Below are 18,224 nucleotides of genomic sequence, written 5' to 3'. Positions count from 1 at the left end.
TGACAGGCAGGCCCCTGGCCTGCCTGTCATGGTTTCGACGCGTTACGCAGCCATCAGAGGTTGATCGCGACTTCAGCCGATCCGGCCGCAACACCTTCTTCGTCCACGATAAGGATTTGCCTAACCGGATTGGTGCAATCTGGGACGAGCCGGCGCCGAATCTCATGCCGCGCCGGCACACGAGGGMAAAGGTGCAGATTTATCTCCCGATCGCGGAACTGCCGATCAGCATCCTGATGGTGCTGGGTCTGAGCGGTGCCGTCGGCTTCATCTCCGGCCTGTTCGGGGTCGGCGGTGGCTTCCTGCTGACCCCTCTTCTGATCTTCCTCGATATCCCTCCGGCAGTTGCCGTGGCGACCGTGGCCGCCCAGGTCGCCGGCTCGTCGATGACCGGCGTCCTGACCTACTGGCGCCGCAAGGCGCTCGACCTCAAGCTCGGCAGCGTCCTGGTCGGCGGGGGCATCATCGGCACCATTTTCGGCGTTCTGTTCTTCAACTCGATGCGCCGGCTCGGTCAGCTCGATCTKGTCATCACCCTGTCCTATGTGACGCTGTTCACCATCATTGGCGGATTGATGCTCTATGACGCGCTGCGCTCGGCGCTGCGCGCCAAGGCGGGCAAGCCGGCACGCCGGCGCCGTCAGGCCGGCACACATCCGCAATGGATGAAGCTGCCCTGGCGCATGCGTTTTCACAGTTCGCAGCTCTACGCCAGCGTCATCCCGATCGCCGCGCTCGCCATCGTCATCGGCTTCATCGGCGCCGTGCTCGGCGTGGGCGGTGGTTTCATCCTGGTGCCGGCGCTGATTTACTTCTTCCGCATCCCGCCGGCGGTCGTCGTCGGCACCTCCTTGTTCCAGATCCTGGTGACGATGACGGGCGCAACCATGCTGCACGCCCTCACAAACCAGTCGGTCGACCTGATCCTGGCGGCACTGCTCCTGGTCGGCGGCGTGATCGGGGCCCAGTTCGGCGGCCGCGCGGCGCGCAACCTGAATGTCGACTCCTTCCGTCTGCTGCTTGCGCTGCTGATCCTGTCGGTGGGCCTGCGCTTCGCGATCGAGCTGTTCATCCCGCCCAGCGACCCCTTCTCGGTAGTCCTGCCGGAGAGCGCGCGATGAAGGGCTTCAGGTCCCTGGCCGCTGCGTTGCTGCTGACCTCCATCGCGGCCACTGCCCCGCGTGCCGAAACGCTGATCGCATCCGTGTCTAGCCATCAGATCCAGATCTCCTCGAACTATACCGGCGATCAACTGACGGTCTTCGGCCTGGTCGAACGCGGCGGGCGGACGGTGGCGCGCGGCGACCCTTACGACATCGTGGTGACGGTGCGTGGGCCACAGCGCATGCTGATCGTCCGCGAGAAGGAACGGCTCGGGCCGATCTGGATCAACCGGACGCAGCGGCGCTTCGTCGATCGCCCGATATTCCTGATGGTGTCGAGCAACCGGCCCCTGAACGAGATCGTCAACGAGGATGCGGCGCGGCGCGACAGGATCGGGCTGGCCAACACCCAGCGCAACTTGCCGCCGGAGCTCTATTATGAGGAGAGCACTGTGCGCTTTCGCCAGGCGCTGATCCGAATCCTCGAAGACAAGGGTCTCTATGCGCAGGACGAGCGCGGCGTCACCTTCCTGTCGGAAACATTGTTCAGCGCGCCGATCGATGTGCCCGCCACCGCACCGACCGGCTCCTACGAGATCGAGATCGCGCTCTATTCAGGCGGCGCCATGCTGGCGCGCCAGACCACCAATTTCGAGGTGATCAAGACCGGCATCGAGCAGCGGCTGGCGACCGGCGCACATGACCATCCGCTCCTCTACGGACTGGCCACGGCGGCCATGGCGCTGCTTCTGGGCTGGCTCTCCAGCGTCATTTTCCGGCGCGACTGAGCATTGGCCCGAAAAGCTAGGCCATCGGACCGGATACGATTTCCGGTCCGATGATCTAAACCCGGCGCTACGCGACCAGGAGATCATAGGCGAGGAACGGCACGAGGGTTCCGGACTCGAGGTATGTCAGGTCCTCCGCGAGCTCTACCAGCCCGTGCGTGCGCGTCAGCGAGGTCATGACCCCGGCCCCGTCCAGAGGATGCTTGGACGCGATCATGACACCGTCCGCTCCAGGAGCGAGCGAAACACCGACATACTCACGCCGCCCGGGCTTCTTCCGATAGGGGAAGCCGAGCCTTACAGGCAGCGGCACCGGGGCAACATGGGCCGAGCCGGCAAGCCGTGCCAGGACCGGGCGTGCGACAAAGGCGAAGGTGACGAACACGGCAACCGGATTTCCCGGCAGGCCAATAAACGGCACGCCTTCGATGACGCCCATGGCCACCGGCCGGCCCGGCTTGATGCCGATACGCCAGAAGACCAGCGCGCCGACCTGTTCGACCGCCGCCTTGACGTGATCCTCCTCTCCGATCGAGACGCCGCCGGAAGTCAGGATCAGGTCGCAACTCCGGGCCGCGCCGCTCAGGCGCGCAGCCAGGCTGCCCGGCTCGTCACGCAGGATGCCGAGATCGACCACATCCGCCCCCGCCCGCGCCACCATGGCACGCAGCGCAGCGCGGTTGGCGTCGTAGATCGCGGCCGGCGGCAGGGGCAGGCCCGGCTCCGCCAGCTCATCGCCCGTCGAAAAGATCGCGACACGCGGCCGGCGGCGAACGTCGACAGAGGCATGACCGAGCGCAGCCAGCAGCGCGAGATCCTGCGGCCGCAGGCGCCGGCCTGCCGACAGGGCGGTCTCTCCACGCGCGATATCCTCGCCGGCCGGTCGGGCATTGGCACCGCGTTTGAGGCCTCCGGGCAGACGGACGAAGCCTTCTTCCGCTGTCACATCCTCCTGCATGAAGACGGTATCGGCTCCTTCCGGTATCGGCGCGCCCGTAAAGACCCGGACGGCCACGCCTGCAGTTGCAATGCCCGCCGCGTCAGTGCCGGCGGCAAGCCGGCCTGAGAGCGCGAGGCGGGTCTCTCCTGCCGACGCCAGATCGACGAAGCGGACCGCATAGCCATCCACGGCAGAATTGGCGAAGGGCGGGAGATCGAGGCCGGCCACGACATCGCTGGCGAGAACCCGACCATCGGCGTCGGCCAAGGCGACCTGCTCCGTGCCCTCCACCGGCCGAATCCGCTGGCCCGCAAGGTCAGCCGCTTGCTCGATGCTCATCAAGGGGCCACCGAAGGCGAAAGTATCCTCGCTGAGTTGCGCCATTCTGCCCTCAACCCTGTTGCTGCACGCGAGCCAGAATGGCGGTGAGCGGCTCGGCGCAAGAAAGCACAATCTCTGCGATTGCGCCGATGTCGTCGAGATCCACGACAGGGCAGCCCGCCTCGGGAAATGCGCTGTCGCAGGCGATCGCGACGATCATGGGGTCGCCCGGGTGCAGCGGCGGCTTGCCGTTGGCTGCGCGATGCACCTCGATCTTGAGATGCGGCTCGCGCTTGAACCCCTCGATGATCACCAGATCGACCGGGGATAGTCGCCGGAGCAGATCCGGCAGATGCGCTTCCGGCTCGCCGCGCAGTTCATGCATCAGCGCCCAGCGGCGCTCGGACGAGATCAGCACCTCATGCGCGCCCGCCTGACGGTGTTCGTAGGAATCCTTGCCGGGCTTATCGAGGTCAAAGCCATGGTGCGCGTGCTTGACCGTGGAGACCGAGACACCGCGGCGTGCAAGTTCCGGGATCAGGCGCGTCAGCAAGGTCGTCTTGCCGGCACCGCTCCACCCTGCCAGGCCGATCACACGCATCAAAGCTGAATCCCCCAAAACACGATCGGGCACAAAGGCACCCTGTTGTCATCTGGCACGCCCCCTCCCCGGTCAAGCCAAGTGGATGGGACCGCCACGGCTCATGCCCGCGATCATCGCGCCCCGTGCGATGCCGACAGGGCAGCAAGGCCTCTCGCGCTCCGCTGCGGCGAAGGGCCGGTGGTTGCTCCCGCGCAAGAAGCCATCATATGAAGCACTGCGTATTCGACAGGCTCGGCCCATGATCTCGATCCCCCTCAATCTGCGCGGCTTGAAATGCCCCTTGCCGACACTGCGCGTGCGCAAGGCGCTGAGGAGCGCCGACGCCGGAGCCTTGTTCGTCGTCGAGTGCACCGATCCCATGGCGGCGATCGACATTCCCAACCTGATGCGCGAGACGGGCGACGCAATCGAGCTCAGCCGTTCCGAGGGCGAACTTCTCGTCTTCCACATTCGCAAAGCTGCGGCCTGACGCCGCGCCAGCCGGAGTACGCCTTCGTGGCCCTGACCGAATCCGACATTCTGCGCGCGCTCGAGCTGGTGAAACTGCCCGCGAGCGGCCAATCGCTGCGCGCTTCCGGCCGTATCGCGGAAATCCTGATCGACGGCGGCAAGGTGATCTTTGCGATCGGCATCGATCCGACCGAGGCTGAAGCGATGGAACCCGTGCGAAGGGCCGCGGAAAGCGCGGTCGGCGGTATTCCGGGCGTCACCCAGGTTCTGGTCGGGCTCACGGCAGACAAGGCGCCGTCGCGACCGGCGCCCTCTGCCGCCGCGCAGGCACGCCAGCAGGCGCACGGCCAGCCAGGTCCCGGCGGGCCGATGCCAAAGGCCGCCGGCGTGCCCGGCGTGAAGCAGATCATCGCGGTGGCCAGCGGCAAGGGCGGCGTCGGCAAGTCGACGACCACGGCCAATCTCGCGGTCGCGCTCGCGATGCTCGGCCTCAAGGTCGGCGTACTCGACGCCGATATCTACGGTCCCTCCGTGCCCAAGATCTTCGGCATCACCGGTAAGCCGCGCCTGGTCTCCGGCCGGACGCTGGCACCGATGGAGGCCTATGGGCTGAAGATCATGTCGATCGGCTTCCTGATCGACGAGGAGACGCCGATGATCTGGCGTGGGCCGATGGTGATCTCGGCCATCACCCAGATGTTGCGCGAGGTCGCCTGGGGCGAACTCGACGTGCTGGTCGTCGACATGCCGCCCGGCACGGGTGACGCGCAGCTCACCATGGCGCAGCAGACACCGCTCGCGGGCGCAGTGATCGTCTCGACGCCTCAGGATCTGGCTCTGCTCGATGCCCGTCGCGGCGTCGCCATGTTCAAGCGCGTCGAGGTGCCGATCCTCGGTATCGTTGAGAACATGAGCTATTTCGTCTGCCCGGAATGCGGCCACCGCTCCGACATCTTCGCCCATGGCGGGGCGCGGCACGAGGCAGAGCGGCTGGGCGTGCCCTTCCTTGGCGAGATCCCGCTTGCCATGCCGATCCGCGAGACCTCGGACGCCGGCCGGCCGATCGTGGCAAGCGACCCAGAAAGCGCCCATGCCAAGGCCTATCTGGCCATTGCGAGGCAGGTTCAGGCGGGCCTGAGTGGCAAGACCCGGGCCGCGCCCCGCATCGTCATCGAATAGAGGCACCGCCCCCCGGCCCGAAATCAGAACTCGGCGGCGAGCGGACACTCGCCTCCGGCCTCATGCCGCGAGCGTGGAGGCGGCCAGACATCGCGAGCGCGTTGTTGACCCGGCCCCTGGGACCGCCCCGATAAGGGCAGCGGTCAGCCGGTAACGAGGTGATTCGTGAGCTCTTGCACTCCTTTCCTGAACCCGGCCGAGGCGGCCAGGCGGCTTGGTGTTTCCGCCAAGGCGTTGCGCATCTACGAGCAGCGCGGACTGGTCGCCCCGGTCCGCACCATGGCCGGGTGGCGCGCCTATGGCCCCGCCGAGATGGCTCGTGCCGCCGAGATTGCCGCATTGCGCGCGCTTGGGCTGAGCCTCGTCCAGGTGGCGCGCGTGCTTGGAGGCGATGCCCAGGAGCTGGAACCGGCCCTGGCGGCTCACCAGGCTTCGCTCGAGGAGCGTGCCCGTCAGCTCGCAGGAACGCTGGAGAAGGTCCGCAGCCTGCGGACTGACCTTGCCAGAGGTCAGGCACCCGCGGCCGGAGAACTGGTGCGCCTGCTGGAGCCCGCAATCGAACGCGGCGTCGCCTTCGATCTGCCCTGGCCCTGGGGCGGCGAACGGTTTGAGCTGCGCGAAATCCTGCCGCTGACCTACATTGTCGGCCMGCTCGGCAGCGGCAAGACGCGGCTGGCCCGGCGCCTGGCCGAGGTCTTGCCCGATGCGGCCTTCCTCGGGCTCGATCGGATCGCGGCTGACGGCGCAATCGGCCGGGCAGACATGGATTCCGATCCGGCATTGAAGTCTCGGGTCGCCAGGACCCTGGCCCGGCTCGTCGACGACGGCGCCCGGATGTCTGGTGCGCTGGCCGCCCTGGTCGCCGAACTGGAAGCGGAGGGTCCCGCGGTCCTGGTCGTCGACATGATCGAGGACGGGTTGGATCAGGCCACCCAGCAAGCCTTGATCGCCCATCTGCGCGGCCGCGGGCCGCATGGACGGCCGCTCTTCATGCTCACGCGCTCCTGCGCGATTCTGGATCTGGCAGCCGTTGGGTCCGACGAGGCGATCATCCTCTGCCCTGCCAATCACAGCCCACCGGTCCGTGTCTCCCCCTACCCCGGCACTCCCGGCTACGAGGCCGTCGCCACCTGCCTCGCCTCACCCCAGGTGCGGGCGCGGATCGCATGCCCACCCCGGCTGGCGTAATCAATCGGCCCTCCGCACCGGCGCCCAGCCGCCCCGGCCGGATACCGGGGCGGCTCCAGGCATTTGCCAATGTTCTTCTTTTGTTCTAGGTTGACCGAAAGGAGGTCGTTCCATGCCCGTTCAGCCCGCGCGCCATATCAGCATCTCGATCGGCAGGCCGATTGAGCAGGTCTACGGCTTTCTGGCAGAGCCCCGTAACTTCCCGAAATGGGCCGAAGGGCTGGGCCATAGTTTCAGGCATATCGAAGGCATGACCTGGGCTGCCGAGACCCCATTGGGCCTGATGCGCATCCTGTTCAGCGAACCCAATCCTTACGGTGTGCTCGACCATGCCGTGATCCCCGATCACGGGGAGCCGATGCACAACCCGATGCGCGCCCTCGCCAATGGCGATGGCAGCGAGGTGATCTTCACTCTCTACAAGCGGGCCGAGATGAGCGACGACGATTTCGCCCGCGATGCCGACTGGGTCACGAGCGATCTGAGGCGTCTCAAAGCGCTGCTGGAAGGCTGACGAGAGCGATTGGCCCGTGCTGACGCCATCGGGCGCAGAAACCTGAGATCCATGCCTCGGCGCGCCTGTTTGACGCTGTTCGATGGTTTCCAATGCACCTTCGCGCTTCCGTAGCGAAGCCGGCACGCGCCCTCAGAGCCGGGCTCTGCGGCAAGCTGGTACAGCGGGCGCCCCAACCCACCATCACGCATCGCTCAGCCGCGCGTGAAGCTGCTCGGCCTCGACCAGGTCATCAGGGCGATTGGCATTGAAGAACGGGTCGACCGGATCGACCGGCCACTCCGCCGCCGCAACACCATGGCGCGCCGTCCAGCGGCCGATCTTTCGCTCATCCTCGACCGTGAGTGCATGCCGCAAGTCGTCACGCAGCGCGACCGGCCACAGCCCGATCACCGGATGGTCCCAGCCGCCCGATGCAGCGCAGGCCAGCGGAACATTGCCCGCTGCGCGCGCCACATGGAGCCGTTGCACAAGATCACGCGGGATGAAGGGGGTGTCTGCCGCAACGCTGACCATCCAGGCATGTCCGGGGCGGTTCGCGGCCATCCAGTCGAGCCCGGCCAGGATGCCGGCCAGCGGCCCGGCGAAACCGGGCACGCTGTCGGCGACCACCGGCAGGCCGAATTCAGCGAAGCGCGACAGGTCGCCATTGGCATTGATCAGAAGTCCGTCGCATTGCGGCCCCAGGCGATCGACGACATGGGCGAGAATGCTGCGCCCGGCGATCAGCCGAAGCGGCTTGTCGCCACCGCCCATGCGGCGCGCGAGCCCGCCGGCGAGGAGGAGACCAAGCGTTGGAGGGATGGTCATGCCATGGCCCGCAAGCGTCGCATCTCGCGTTCGCGATCGGCGGCGCCGGGCCTCACGCCGGCACACCGAGCCGATCCGCAGCCCAGGTCTCCACCGCTCGGCCCTCAGGCGGCAATGGGGTCCAGTCATCGCCGGCAAACTCACGCCAGGCCGAAACGAAATCCTCGCGAACGGCGATCAGCACGGGCAGGCCCGATAGCGCCGCGGCCGCGATCTCCTGGCGCAGGCCCTGACCAAGCTGCTCCTGCCGCCCGAACTTGTTGACGATCACGAGATCGATGTTTCCCGTCAGAGCGGCCGCGACCGCTCCTCCCGCTGCCGCAAGGCCGGCGACGTCGAGCCGGCAACCCGACGCGCCCGCACCACGATCCTCGCTGATCGGAAAGCGCCGGCCATTCGCGAGGTCCTCCAGCGCCATGGCGTGACAGCCATCCCCGCAATCATCGCCGTTGTGCTGGACGACACCGCCGAGCTTCAACCCCTGCCGCTTCATCTGGCTGGCAAGGCCAACCATGAATGCATCGATCTGGAAACCGGAGGAATAGACGATTGCGGCAAGCGTGTTCATCGTCCCTCCATCCCACGAAATATCATCCGCAGCCAGAACCGTGACCGCAAGGTGCTATGATGGCGTCATGGCCCTGCGTCAGATGCCGGCTCACTGTTGCAGCGCACCTACAGTCGCGCGGGCCGCCACAAGCTAGGGTGCTGCGGGGCTGACGTCCGGCGTGTTCTCCGGTCAAAGCCGTTTGTTCGGTTGCCGTCCATGATCCGCCACAACGCCAATGCCCCGATTGACCCCGCCGCGGACGCAGCCTTGCTGCTGCGTCGCATCGGCTTCGCCACGCTTGCGCTGGCGCTACCGATAGCGTCGCTGGTGTCGCGTCGCGCGGCCGTCGTGCTCGCGCCGATCGGGGTTGCGTTGCTCATCATTTCCTCGCTGATCGAGGAGCGTGGCCAGTTCGGCAGGAATCTGAGGGATTCCCTGCTGAGCCGGCCAGGCATGATCCTGATGGGGCTCGTGGCCTGGGCCCTGCTCTCGCTGGTCTGGAGCCCCTACACGCTTTCGGCGACCGAGAAGGCCACCAATCTGGTTCTTGCCGTCGCGCTCGGCTTTTGCGGTGCCGCGGCGCTCCCGGAACGCATGCGCGCCTCGAACCTCAATCTCGTGCCGCTCGGCACCGGCATCGCCGCGCTGTTTGCTCTCGCGCTGCTGGTCGCCGGGAACATGAGCGCCGCTGGCGTCTCTCCGGGCGTCGAACGCGGCGTCAGCGTCGTGCTGATCATGTCGTGGCCCGCCTTCGCCTGGCTCCTCTCGCGTGCGCGCGGCTTGAGCGCACTGGGCCTCGCTCTCGCCGTCGGCCTGCTTGCCATGACCCGCTTCGAGGATGGCGAGGCGGTGGCGATGATCTGCGGCACGGTGGCCTTCGGAGCGATCAGCGCCAATCGGGTCGTCGCCGCTCGCGCCATCGCCATTATCGTTGCCGGGCTGATGTTGCTGGCGCCGCTCCTGCCCTTCCTGCTGATGCCGATCGCATCGCGCTTGCCCGACGATCTCGCCCTCACCCTCGGCATCTGGGCCGACATCGTCAGCCGCGAACCGGTTCAGCTGATCACCGGGCACGGCCTCGACACCGTGCTGCGCGGCCGCCTGACGGGTGGCCTGCCTCAAGACACGCCGACGACCATTCTGTTCGAGTTCTGGTTCGAGCTCGGCCTTGTCGGAGCCGCTTCGGCCGCGATCTGCCTGTACTTTGCGATCAAGGCCGCGGGCCAGATGGCGGGAGCGCTCGCCGCCGGCGTCACTGCTGCCTATGTCACGGCCTTCGCGCTTGCCGTTCTGGGCTTTGCCACCTTCCAGACCTGGTGGCTGATGACGCTCGCCTCCGTCGCCCTGATGTTCACGGCGATTGCCCGCGGGCAATACCGGACCGAGCGACCGCTCGCGCCATTGATGCCGCAGCCTGCAGCGAACAGCAGGCCAAAGGCCGGCGGGCCTGCTTCCTCCTGATCGCCCCCTGAGCGGCGCGGCTCAGGCCGCCGCCGCCCGGTCGCCGTTCACGGCATGGCAGGCGACACCGTCGATCACCGGCGGATTCTCGATCTTGCAGCGGTCGAACGCCAGCGGACAGCGCGGATGGAAGGTGCAGCCGGAGGGCGGGTTGATCGGGTTCGGGATTTCCCCCTTCACGCCCTCGCGCGCCTTGCCGACCATGGCGAGATCCGGAACCGCATCGAGCAGCATGCGGGTATAGGGATGGCGCGGGGCCGAGAAGAGCTGCTTGCCCTCCGAAACTTCCACAAGCCGGCCGAGATACATCACGCCGATGCGCGTCGCCATATGCCGGACCACGGCGAGGTTGTGCGAGATGAAGAGATAGGTCAGCCCGAATTTCTGCTGCAGATCGCGCATCAGGTTGAGGATTTGCGCCTGCACGGAGACATCAAGCGCCGATGTCGGCTCGTCGCAGACGATGAACTCGGCATTCGAGGCGAGCGCGCGTGCGATCGCGATGCGCTGGCGCTGCCCCCCGGAGAACTCGTGCGGGAACTTCTTGGCGTCATCGGGATGCAGGCCGACCAGCGTCAGCAATTCGCCGATGCGGGCATTGATGTCGCCTTCGCCCTCGATGATGTCGAAGGCGCGGATCGGCTCGGCGATGATCCGGCCGACACGCCAGCGCGGATTCAGGCTGGCATAGGGATCCTGGAAGATCATCTGGATGCGCCGACGCATCCGCTGACGCTCCTGCGCGACCGCAACGTCGTTCATCGAGATGCCGGCGATGCTGACAGTACCGCCCGAGGGTGGCAGCAGGCCGACCACCATGCGCGCGACGGTGGACTTGCCCGAGCCGGATTCACCGACGAGCGCGAAGGTCTCGCCCTTGCGGATATCGAAGGAAACCCCGTCGACGGCCTTCAGATACTGCTTCGGCGCGCGTTCGAGCATGCGGTTGAGCCAGGGCTTCGACACGTCGAAGACGCGCTTCAGGTCGCGGACCTGGACGAAGGCGGCGTTAGGCGGAGGGAGCTGGCTCACGCTGCGATCTCCGCATTGGGCTGGTCGTAGAGATGGCAGGCGACCTGCCGGTCGCCGACCCTGGTCAGCTCGGGCCGCTCGACATGGCAGCGGGCGAAGGCATGAGCGCAGCGCGGATTGAAGGCACATCCCCGCGGAATGGCCGAAAGCCGGGGCATCGCGCCGGGAATCTGCACGAGGCGGTCGGCATCACCCTCGATCGACGGGATCGCGCCCATCAGCCCCTTCGCATAGGGGTGGAGCGGGTCCTTGACGACATCGCGGACCGGGCCGATCTCGGCGATCCGGCCGGCATACATCACCGCGACCCGGTCGGCCGTTTCGGCGATGACGCCCATATCATGGGTCACCAGCATCACCGAAGTGCCGCGCTCACTGCAGAGGCGTTTGATCAGCGCGATGATCTGGGCCTGGACCGAGACGTCGAGCGCAGTCGTCGGCTCGTCGGCGATAATGAACTCGGGCTCGGCGCAGAGCGCGAGCGCGATCACGACACGCTGGCGCATGCCGCCGGAGAATTCGTGCGGATAGCCGTCGATCCGCCGCTCCGGCGCCGGGATGCCGACCTCGTCGAGCAGGGCGATGGCGCGCGCGCGGGCATCCGCTGCGCTCAGGCTGGTATGAGTCCGGATCGTCTCGATCAACTGCTCGCCGACCCGGTAGAGCGGGTTCAGGCTGGTCAGCGGATCCTGGAAGATCATGCCGATCCGCTTGCCGCGGATCCTGCGCATCGCCTCGGGCGGCAGATTGTCGACGCGCTCGCCCGACAGCACGACCTCCCCGCCGGCGATGCGCCCCGGCGGATCGATCAGGCCGATGATCGCGGAACCGGTGACGGACTTGCCCGCGCCGGATTCGCCGACGACACCGAGCACTTCGCCGCGTGCGATATCGAAGGAGATCTTGTCGAGCGCGCGCAAGGTACCGCGCCGCGTCACGAACTCGACGGTCAGGTCACGGACGGAAAGAACGGGGACGGTCATCGGGTCACCTCAGCCGCGGATTGAGCGCATCGCGCAGCCAGTCGCCGAGCAGGTTCACCGCCAGCACCAGGATCGCCAGGGTCACGCCGGGAAAGGCGACGATCCACCAGTCGCCGGAGAACAGGTAGCGGTTGCCTATGCTGATCAGAGTGCCGAGCGAGGGCTGCGTCGGCGGCAGGCCGACACCCAGGAAGGAAAGCGTCGCCTCGGTGATGACGGCGAGCGCCAGATTGATCGTCAGGATGACGAGAACCGGGCCGATCACGTTGGGCAGGACATGGCGCAGCATGATCAGCGGCGCCGGCAGGCCGACGAGGCGTGCCGCCTGAACATAATCCTTATTGCGCTCGACCAGCGTCGAGCCCCGCACGGTGCGGGCATATTGCACCCAGAAGGACAGGCCGATCGAGATGACCAGAACATAGATCGCGGTGTCCTCGCGCGCGGCACTCTTGAAGATACCGCGGACGACGCCATCGATCAGAAGCGCGATCAGGATCGCCGGGAAGGTGAGCTGGACATCGGCGATGCGCATGATCAGCGAATCGACACGTCCGCCGAGATAGCCCGCGAGCAGGCCGAGCGTGATGCCGATCGAGGCGGCGAGGATCACTCCGAGGCCGCCCACCACCAGCGAGACGCGCAGGCCGTAGAGAATGGCCGAATAGAGATCCCGCCCCTGGTCGTCGGTGCCGAAGATGAAGCGGGCCTCCCCGCCCTGCTGCCAGGCCGGCGGGATGTTGGCGTCGGCGAGGAAGACGGAGGCAGGGTCGAAGGGATTGGTCGGTGCGATCCAGGGGGAGAAGGCCGCGCCGATGAACAGCAGCAGCACGACGAAGGCAGCGACCATCGTCACCTTGGAGCGCAGGAAGCTGGCCAGAATGTCGCTGTCGAGGAAGCGTTCCCAGCGGGTCGGGATCTTCTCGGGCGAAGCGGGCGGCTGAGTGGTCATGCTCATGGTTTCAACTCTCCGCCAGCTCAGTGCGCACCGATCGTCGCGCGCAGGCGCGGATCGACGGCGGCATAAAGCAGGTCGACGACCAGGTTGATGCTGACGAACAGGAAGGAGATCAGCATCAGATAGGCAGCCATGATCGGGATATCGACGTTCTGGACGGCCCGCAGGAAGAGCAGGCCCATACCCGGCCACTGGAACACCGTCTCGGTAATGATGGCGAAGGCGATGATCGAGCCGAGCTGCAGTCCGGCGATGGTGATGACCGGAACCAGCGTGTTCTTGAGCGCATGGCCGAAATTGACCGTCCGGGTGCGCAACCCACGCGCCCGGGCGAACTTGATGTAATCTGCCCGCAGCACTTCGAGCATCTCGGCGCGGACGAGGCGCATGATCAGCGTCATCTGGAACAGGCCGAGCGTGATCGAGGGCAGGATCAGTGCCTTGAGGCCGGACACGGTCAGCAGGCCTGTCGTCCACCAGCTGCCGATCTTCACGACCTCGCCGCGCCCGAAGGATGGCAGCAGGCCAAGCGTGACCGAGAACAGGTAGATCAGGAGGATGCCGATCAGGAAGGTCGGCAGACTGATACCGATCAGCGACACTGCCTGGAAGATCTTGGCGAGCCAGCTGTCGCGCTTCAGCGCGGTGTAGACACCCATCGGGATGCCGACGAGGAGCGAGAACAGGGCCGACATGAAGGCGAGTTCGAGCGTCGCCGGCGCGCGGTCACCCAGCAGCGAAATCACCGGAAGCCGGAACTGGTAGGACACGCCGAATTCGAGCCGGGCGGCGTTGTAGATATAGCGGAAGAACTGGACGATGACGGGGTCGTCGAGGCCGAGCGAGCGCCGGATCTGCTCGACCTGCGCCTGCGGCGTGTCGAGGCTGACGAGCTGGTTCACCGGATCGCCGACGAAACGGAACATCGCGAAGGCGATCAGCGCCACGCTCAGCATGACGAGAAGCGACTGAAACAGCCGACGCAGAATGAAAGCTAACATGGCCGCCTTGAATCCCCGGTTTGCCGAGGTCGGAAAACGCGCGGCCATCCCGGGCTGGGGGGACGCGGAGATCCAGAATCCAGCAGGAGCGCCATGCGCTGCAACGGATCCTGGTTCAGCGCGGCTGCACCGTCTGTCCGGGATGACGATGAGGATGAAGGAAGGCACGCGGATCGCTCCGCGCGCCTCTCACGTCACTCCTTGGTGGCGTAATAGAGCAGGACCGAGTTGTCGGCGCGCTGGGTCAGCTTGACCTTCTTCGAGACACCCCAGGCGAGAGCCTGCTGATGCAGAGGGATATAGGCGAACTCGTCCACCGTGATCTTGAAGGCTTCCTTGATCATGGCGTCGCGCTTGGCGGTATCGGGCTCGACCAGGATCTTGTCGGTCAGCGCGTCGACCTTCTTGTTGCAGTAGCCGCCGAGATTCGACTCTCCGCGCGACGAGCCGGCGACATCGCGGCAACCCAGGATGTCGTTGAGCACGTTGTGGCTGTCGAAGGTCCCGGGGGTCCAGCCGAGCAGGTAGAACGAGGTCTTGTAGCCGCCCGACTTCAGCACCTTGGCGAAGTACTGGCCCTTCGGCTGAGCGTTCAGGTTCACCTTGATGCCGGCGCGAGCCAGCATGCCGACCACGGCCTGGCAGATCTGGCCGTCATTGACATAGCGGTCGTTCGGGCAATCCATGCCGACTTCGAAGCCGTTGGGATAGCCGGCCTCGGCCAGGAGCTTCTTGGAGGCCTCGGTGTCGAACTTGGCCCGCGTGAAGCCGGCGTGCGGGAAAAGTTCCGGCGCGATCATCAGCGGCGACGGAGTCGACAGGCCGCGCATGACGCGGCTCTTGATCGTTTCGATGTCGATCGCCTGGTAGAAAGCCTGACGAACCTTCGGGTCCTTGAAGGGGTTCTTGCCCTTGACGTTGGATTCGAGCAGTTCGTCGCGGGTCTGGTCCATGCCGAGGAAGATCGTGCGCAGTTCCGGCCCGGTCATGACCTGGACATTGCCGGCGCTGTTGACACGCTGGATGTCCTGGATCGGAACCGGCTCGATCACGTCGACCTCGCCCGAGAGCAGGGCCGCGACCCGGGTCGCATCAGAAGCGATCGGCGTAAACACGATCTCCTTGAGATTGTGCTCGACCTTCTTGTTCCACCAGTTCTCGTTGACCTTGAAGACGGTCTTCACGCCGGGCTGATGGCTCTCGATCTTGAACGGGCCGGTGCCATTGGCATTGAGCGAGGCGTGGCTCGGCGTCGTCGCCGCTGCCGGTGTCGGAGCGACGGCGTTATTCGCCTCCGCCCACTTCTTCGACATGATGTACCAGGTGTCCCACTGGGCATTCAGGATCGGGTTCGGGGAGCTCAGCGTCACGTCGATCGTGTAATCATCGACCTTGGTGAACTTGGCGTCGGTCGGAATGCGCGTGGTGAAGTTCGAGCCGGGGGCGCGGACGCGCTCGGCCGAGAAGATCACGTCATCGGCGGTGAAATCCTCGCCATTGTGGAACTTCACGCCCTTGCGCAGAAAGAAGCGCCATTTCAGGCCGTCATCGGAGACTTCCCACTTCTCGGCGAGGGCGGGCTCGATCTTGAGGTCCTTGCCGCGCGCCGTCAGGCCCTCATAGGGGTGGCCGAGATGGGCATTGGTGGTGGTCTCGTTGACGGTATAGGGATCGAGCGACTTGAGCTCGCCTTGGTTGGCATAGCGCAGTGTCTGTGCCTGCGCGGCGCCGCACATCAGCGCCAGAGCCGCAACCGCGGCGAGGCAGTTCGTCTTGAATGACATAATTCGATCGCTCCCAATCGTTTTTGCTACCCACTCCTCCCGGGAGCGGCTCCCGCCGGGCGCCTCCCAAGCGCCCGGCGAAAGAAGATGGCAGATTAATGACGCTTCGTGAGCGGCGTCCAGTACGGCTGATGAGAAACGCTCCAGATTGCATTTTCTTGCGCACCGAACCCAAGGCTCACACGCAACCATCAAAATCGACGCCAGGAACGGACGTTCATGGCGTCGGATATCTCTCAGCGTGCCAATTCGGCGATTACGCCACGGATGAACCGCGCCCCGGCATCGAGCTGGGCTACCGTAATGAACTCGTCGGGCTGGTGAGCCTGGGCGATATCGCCCGGGCCGCAGACCACCGTCGACCAGCCTGCCGCCTGGAACAGCCCGCCCTCGGTGCCATAGGCGACGACATGGCTGCCATTGTCGCCGGTCAGCCGGCGTGAAAGGGCCTCCGCCTCGCCACGCTGCTCCGGTCCGAGCGCGGGCGTGAAGGAGGTGACTTCCATCTCGATGCCCGTCTCGGGCGCGATCGCCTTCATCCCGGCCTCGAGTTCGGCGATGCGGGCGCGGTAGCGCTCGACGTAATTCTGGTCGCGCTCGCCAGGAATGACGCGCACCTCATGGGTGAAACTGCAATGTTCGGCCGTGATGTTGACGGCCGTGCCGCCCTGGACCACGCCGACATGCAGCGTCGTGTAGGGCGGTTCGAAACCGTTATCATTCGGGGTCCGGGTCTTGTTTTCCGCCATGACCTCGTCGTGCCAAGCGATCAGCTTGCCGGCGATCATGACGGCCGGCACGCCGATGTCGACGCGGCTCGAATGCACCGCATGGCCGCGCACCGTCGTCTTCATCCGCGTACCGCCCTTGTGGCCGGTGACGACCTGCATCATCGAGGGCTCGCCGACGATCACCGCCGACGGCGTGAGGCCAGCAGTGACCATGGCCTCAATCATGATCCGCGCGCCGAGACAGCCGACCTCCTCGTCATAGGAGAGCGCGATATGGACCGGGCGCTTCAACCCGGCCTCGATCATCTCCGGCACCAGCGCCAGCGCGGTCGCGTCGAAGCCCTTCATATCGCAGGCTCCACGACCGTAGAGCTTGCCGTCGCGCTCGGTCAGCGTCCAGGGATCGGAGCTCCAGTCCTGCCCCGCGACGGGAACGACGTCGGTGTGCCCGGAGAGCACGACGCCGCCGGCAACCGCCGGTCCGACCGTCGCATAGAGATTGGCCTTCTGGCCGTCGGGGCTCGGAACGATCGTGCTCTCGACACCGAGGCTGGCGAGGTAATCACGGCAGAAATGGATGAGCTCGAGATTGCTGCGCTGCGATTCCGTATTGAACGAAACCAGCTTCGCCAGCATTTCCTTGGGGGTGTATTTCACGGGGTCGGATCTCCAAAGGCAGACGGGAAGGCAGGTTTCATGCCGACACGCTAGGCAGCCTGACAGCCAGGTCAATCGTCAGCTGTGGCTTGACCGGCCTGCGCCGGACGCGTTGATGTGCGCGCCGAGACGCCGGCGCCGCCGGGCCATGAGAGAAGTCCAGTCCCATGAATTTCGACGTCACGCTCGCCGATATCCAGGCTGCCGCCACCCGCATCTCCGGCAAGGTGCGGCGCACTCCGAGCTTCCATAGCGCCGGCCTCTCGGCGCGGCTCGGCGTCGAGACCGTGGTGAAGGTGGAGAGCCTGCAGCTCGGCGGTTCGTTCAAGGTGCGCGGCTGCTTCAACAAGCTGATGGCGCTCAGCGAGGACGAGCTGAAGCGCGGCATCGTCACCGTTTCCGGCGGCAACCACGCGATCGCGGTTTCGATGGTCGCCAAATCGATGGGCGCCCGCGCGCTCGTGCTGATGGCGAAGAATGTCGCGCCCTTCAATGTCGAGCTCACCCGGCAGGCCGGCGGCGAGGTCGAACTTTGCGAGGACGCGATCGAGGCCTTTGCCAAGGCCGACGAGTACGCGGCGAAGGGCATGACCAATGTCCACTCCTATGACGATCCGGCGATCATCGCCGGCCATGGCTCGCTCGGCCTCGAACTGGCGAATGATGCCAGCGGGCGCCTCGACCATGTCTTTATCTCGATCGGCGGCGGCGGCTTCGTGGCCGGAGTCGGCACGGCTCTCAAGGGACTCGACCCGGCGGTGCGCATTCATGGCGTCGAGACGGAGGGGGCAACGACGATGACCCAGGCGCTGGAGGCCGGCAAGCCGGTACCGATCCGGCCGACCTCGATCGCCCGCGCGCTCGGCGCCCCCTTCGCGACCGAACGCACCATGGCGGCAGCGCGCCAGTATCTGGAGGAGATCGTCACCGTGCCCGATGCCGAGGCCGTGCGCGAAATGGCCTGGGTGCTGCAGAACGGGAGGGTGCTGATCGAGCCGGCGGCAGGCTGCGTGGTTGCCGCAGCCGTGGCGCGCAAGGAGATGTTCAAGCCCGGGGAGCGCGTCGGCCTGATCCTCTGCGGCTCCAACGTCTCGCTCGACGATTTCGCGGCGTGGCGCAAGGAGTACGGGGTGTAAGGCAACCTCGTTGCCGCCGGGTTTGATGCTTGAC

At 66.1% G+C, this 18,224-nt stretch carries 18 protein-coding genes; 8 read left to right on the top strand and 10 right to left on the bottom strand.

Annotation, left to right across the window (positions count from 1 at the left end):
* The first annotated feature begins 191 nt into the window (after positions 1-191).
* Both AC1DIO_RS09570 and AC1DIO_RS09565 read left to right on the top strand, forming a co-directional pair.
* Positions 192-1,121: a sulfite exporter TauE/SafE family protein gene (locus tag AC1DIO_RS09570; RefSeq protein ID WP_441506112.1), complete on the top strand. Its 930-nt coding sequence runs from the start codon at positions 192-194 to the stop codon at positions 1,119-1,121.
* A complete protein-coding gene (locus AC1DIO_RS09565; protein WP_441488850.1) occupies positions 1,118-1,891 on the top strand; it encodes a TIGR02186 family protein in 774 nt (257 codons plus the stop codon). The genes AC1DIO_RS09570 and AC1DIO_RS09565 overlap by 4 nt, the downstream gene beginning before the upstream one ends.
* 67 nt (positions 1,892-1,958) lie before the next feature.
* On the opposite strand, the gene AC1DIO_RS09560 is transcribed toward AC1DIO_RS09565, so the two are convergent.
* Both AC1DIO_RS09560 and mobB read right to left on the bottom strand, forming a co-directional pair.
* Positions 1,959-3,215: a molybdopterin molybdotransferase MoeA gene (locus tag AC1DIO_RS09560; protein ID WP_441506111.1), complete on the bottom strand. Its 1,257-nt coding sequence runs from the start codon at positions 3,213-3,215 to the stop codon at positions 1,959-1,961.
* Between the two features lie 7 nt (positions 3,216-3,222).
* Positions 3,223-3,753, bottom strand: a complete 531-nt coding sequence (mobB, locus tag AC1DIO_RS09555) for a molybdopterin-guanine dinucleotide biosynthesis protein B (RefSeq protein ID WP_441493552.1) — start codon at positions 3,751-3,753, stop codon at positions 3,223-3,225.
* Between the two features lie 241 nt (positions 3,754-3,994).
* Here mobB and AC1DIO_RS09550 point away from each other — a divergent pair, with 241 nt between their 5' ends.
* The 4 genes from AC1DIO_RS09550 (at position 3,995) to AC1DIO_RS09535 (ending at position 7,087) form a co-directional block, all read left to right on the top strand.
* On the top strand, positions 3,995-4,225 hold the full coding sequence (locus AC1DIO_RS09550) for a sulfurtransferase TusA family protein (RefSeq protein WP_441493551.1): 231 nt from the start codon (positions 3,995-3,997) through the stop codon (positions 4,223-4,225).
* Between the two features lie 26 nt (positions 4,226-4,251).
* On the top strand, positions 4,252-5,385 hold the full coding sequence (locus tag AC1DIO_RS09545) for an Mrp/NBP35 family ATP-binding protein (protein ID WP_441493550.1): 1,134 nt from the start codon (positions 4,252-4,254) through the stop codon (positions 5,383-5,385).
* 165 nt (positions 5,386-5,550) lie between these two features.
* On the top strand, positions 5,551-6,573 hold the full coding sequence (locus AC1DIO_RS09540) for a MerR family transcriptional regulator (RefSeq protein ID WP_476853355.1): 1,023 nt from the start codon (positions 5,551-5,553) through the stop codon (positions 6,571-6,573).
* Positions 6,574-6,685: 112 nt separating this feature from the next.
* Complete coding sequence (locus AC1DIO_RS09535) at positions 6,686-7,087, top strand: SRPBCC family protein (RefSeq protein ID WP_441506109.1); 402 nt, start codon at positions 6,686-6,688, stop codon at positions 7,085-7,087.
* Between the two features lie 183 nt (positions 7,088-7,270).
* On the opposite strand, the gene mobA is transcribed toward AC1DIO_RS09535, so the two are convergent.
* The gene (gene mobA / locus AC1DIO_RS09530; RefSeq protein WP_441493547.1) at positions 7,271-7,897 is read right to left on the bottom strand and encodes a molybdenum cofactor guanylyltransferase MobA; all 627 of its coding nucleotides are present in this window, start codon (positions 7,895-7,897) and stop codon (positions 7,271-7,273) included.
* Positions 7,898-7,949: 52 nt separating this feature from the next.
* Entirely contained in the window at positions 7,950-8,465 is a 516-nt protein-coding gene (locus tag AC1DIO_RS09525; protein WP_441506108.1) for a DUF2478 domain-containing protein, read from the bottom strand.
* Between the two features lie 198 nt (positions 8,466-8,663).
* Between AC1DIO_RS09525 and AC1DIO_RS09520 the strand changes: the two genes are divergently transcribed.
* A complete protein-coding gene (locus tag AC1DIO_RS09520) occupies positions 8,664-9,908 on the top strand; it encodes a peptide ABC transporter permease (RefSeq protein ID WP_441506107.1) in 1,245 nt (414 codons plus the stop codon).
* A gap of 21 nt (positions 9,909-9,929) precedes the next feature.
* Here the strand turns inward: AC1DIO_RS09520 and AC1DIO_RS09515 are convergent, their stop codons facing one another.
* The 6 genes from AC1DIO_RS09515 to argE all read right to left on the bottom strand — a co-directional run bounded on the left by AC1DIO_RS09515 (position 9,930) and on the right by argE (position 17,054).
* A complete protein-coding gene (locus AC1DIO_RS09515) occupies positions 9,930-10,850 on the bottom strand; it encodes an ABC transporter ATP-binding protein (RefSeq protein WP_441506139.1) in 921 nt (306 codons plus the stop codon).
* Between the two features lie 86 nt (positions 10,851-10,936).
* Positions 10,937-11,923, bottom strand: a complete 987-nt coding sequence (locus AC1DIO_RS09510) for an ABC transporter ATP-binding protein (RefSeq protein WP_441493544.1) — start codon at positions 11,921-11,923, stop codon at positions 10,937-10,939.
* A gap of 4 nt (positions 11,924-11,927) precedes the next feature.
* Entirely contained in the window at positions 11,928-12,881 is a 954-nt protein-coding gene (locus AC1DIO_RS09505) for an ABC transporter permease (protein WP_441506106.1), read from the bottom strand.
* Between the two features lie 20 nt (positions 12,882-12,901).
* Positions 12,902-13,882, bottom strand: coding sequence for an ABC transporter permease (locus tag AC1DIO_RS09500; protein ID WP_069882170.1), 981 nt, complete (start codon positions 13,880-13,882; stop codon positions 12,902-12,904).
* 194 nt (positions 13,883-14,076) lie between these two features.
* Positions 14,077-15,666, bottom strand: a complete 1,590-nt coding sequence (locus AC1DIO_RS09495; protein ID WP_441506105.1) for an ABC transporter substrate-binding protein — start codon at positions 15,664-15,666, stop codon at positions 14,077-14,079.
* A gap of 236 nt (positions 15,667-15,902) precedes the next feature.
* Positions 15,903-17,054, bottom strand: coding sequence for an acetylornithine deacetylase (gene argE / locus AC1DIO_RS09490; RefSeq protein WP_441506104.1), 1,152 nt, complete (start codon positions 17,052-17,054; stop codon positions 15,903-15,905).
* A gap of 167 nt (positions 17,055-17,221) precedes the next feature.
* On the opposite strand from argE, the gene AC1DIO_RS09485 reads away from it, so the two are divergent.
* Positions 17,222-18,190, top strand: coding sequence for a threonine ammonia-lyase (locus tag AC1DIO_RS09485; RefSeq protein WP_441506103.1), 969 nt, complete (start codon positions 17,222-17,224; stop codon positions 18,188-18,190).
* The last annotated feature ends 34 nt before the right edge of the window (positions 18,191-18,224 follow it).

The organism is Allobosea sp. 05T439 (genome assembly GCF_056396005.1).
The sequence above is the reverse complement of the archived record's forward strand: the minus strand, read 5'-3'. Positions and strand labels throughout refer to the sequence as shown.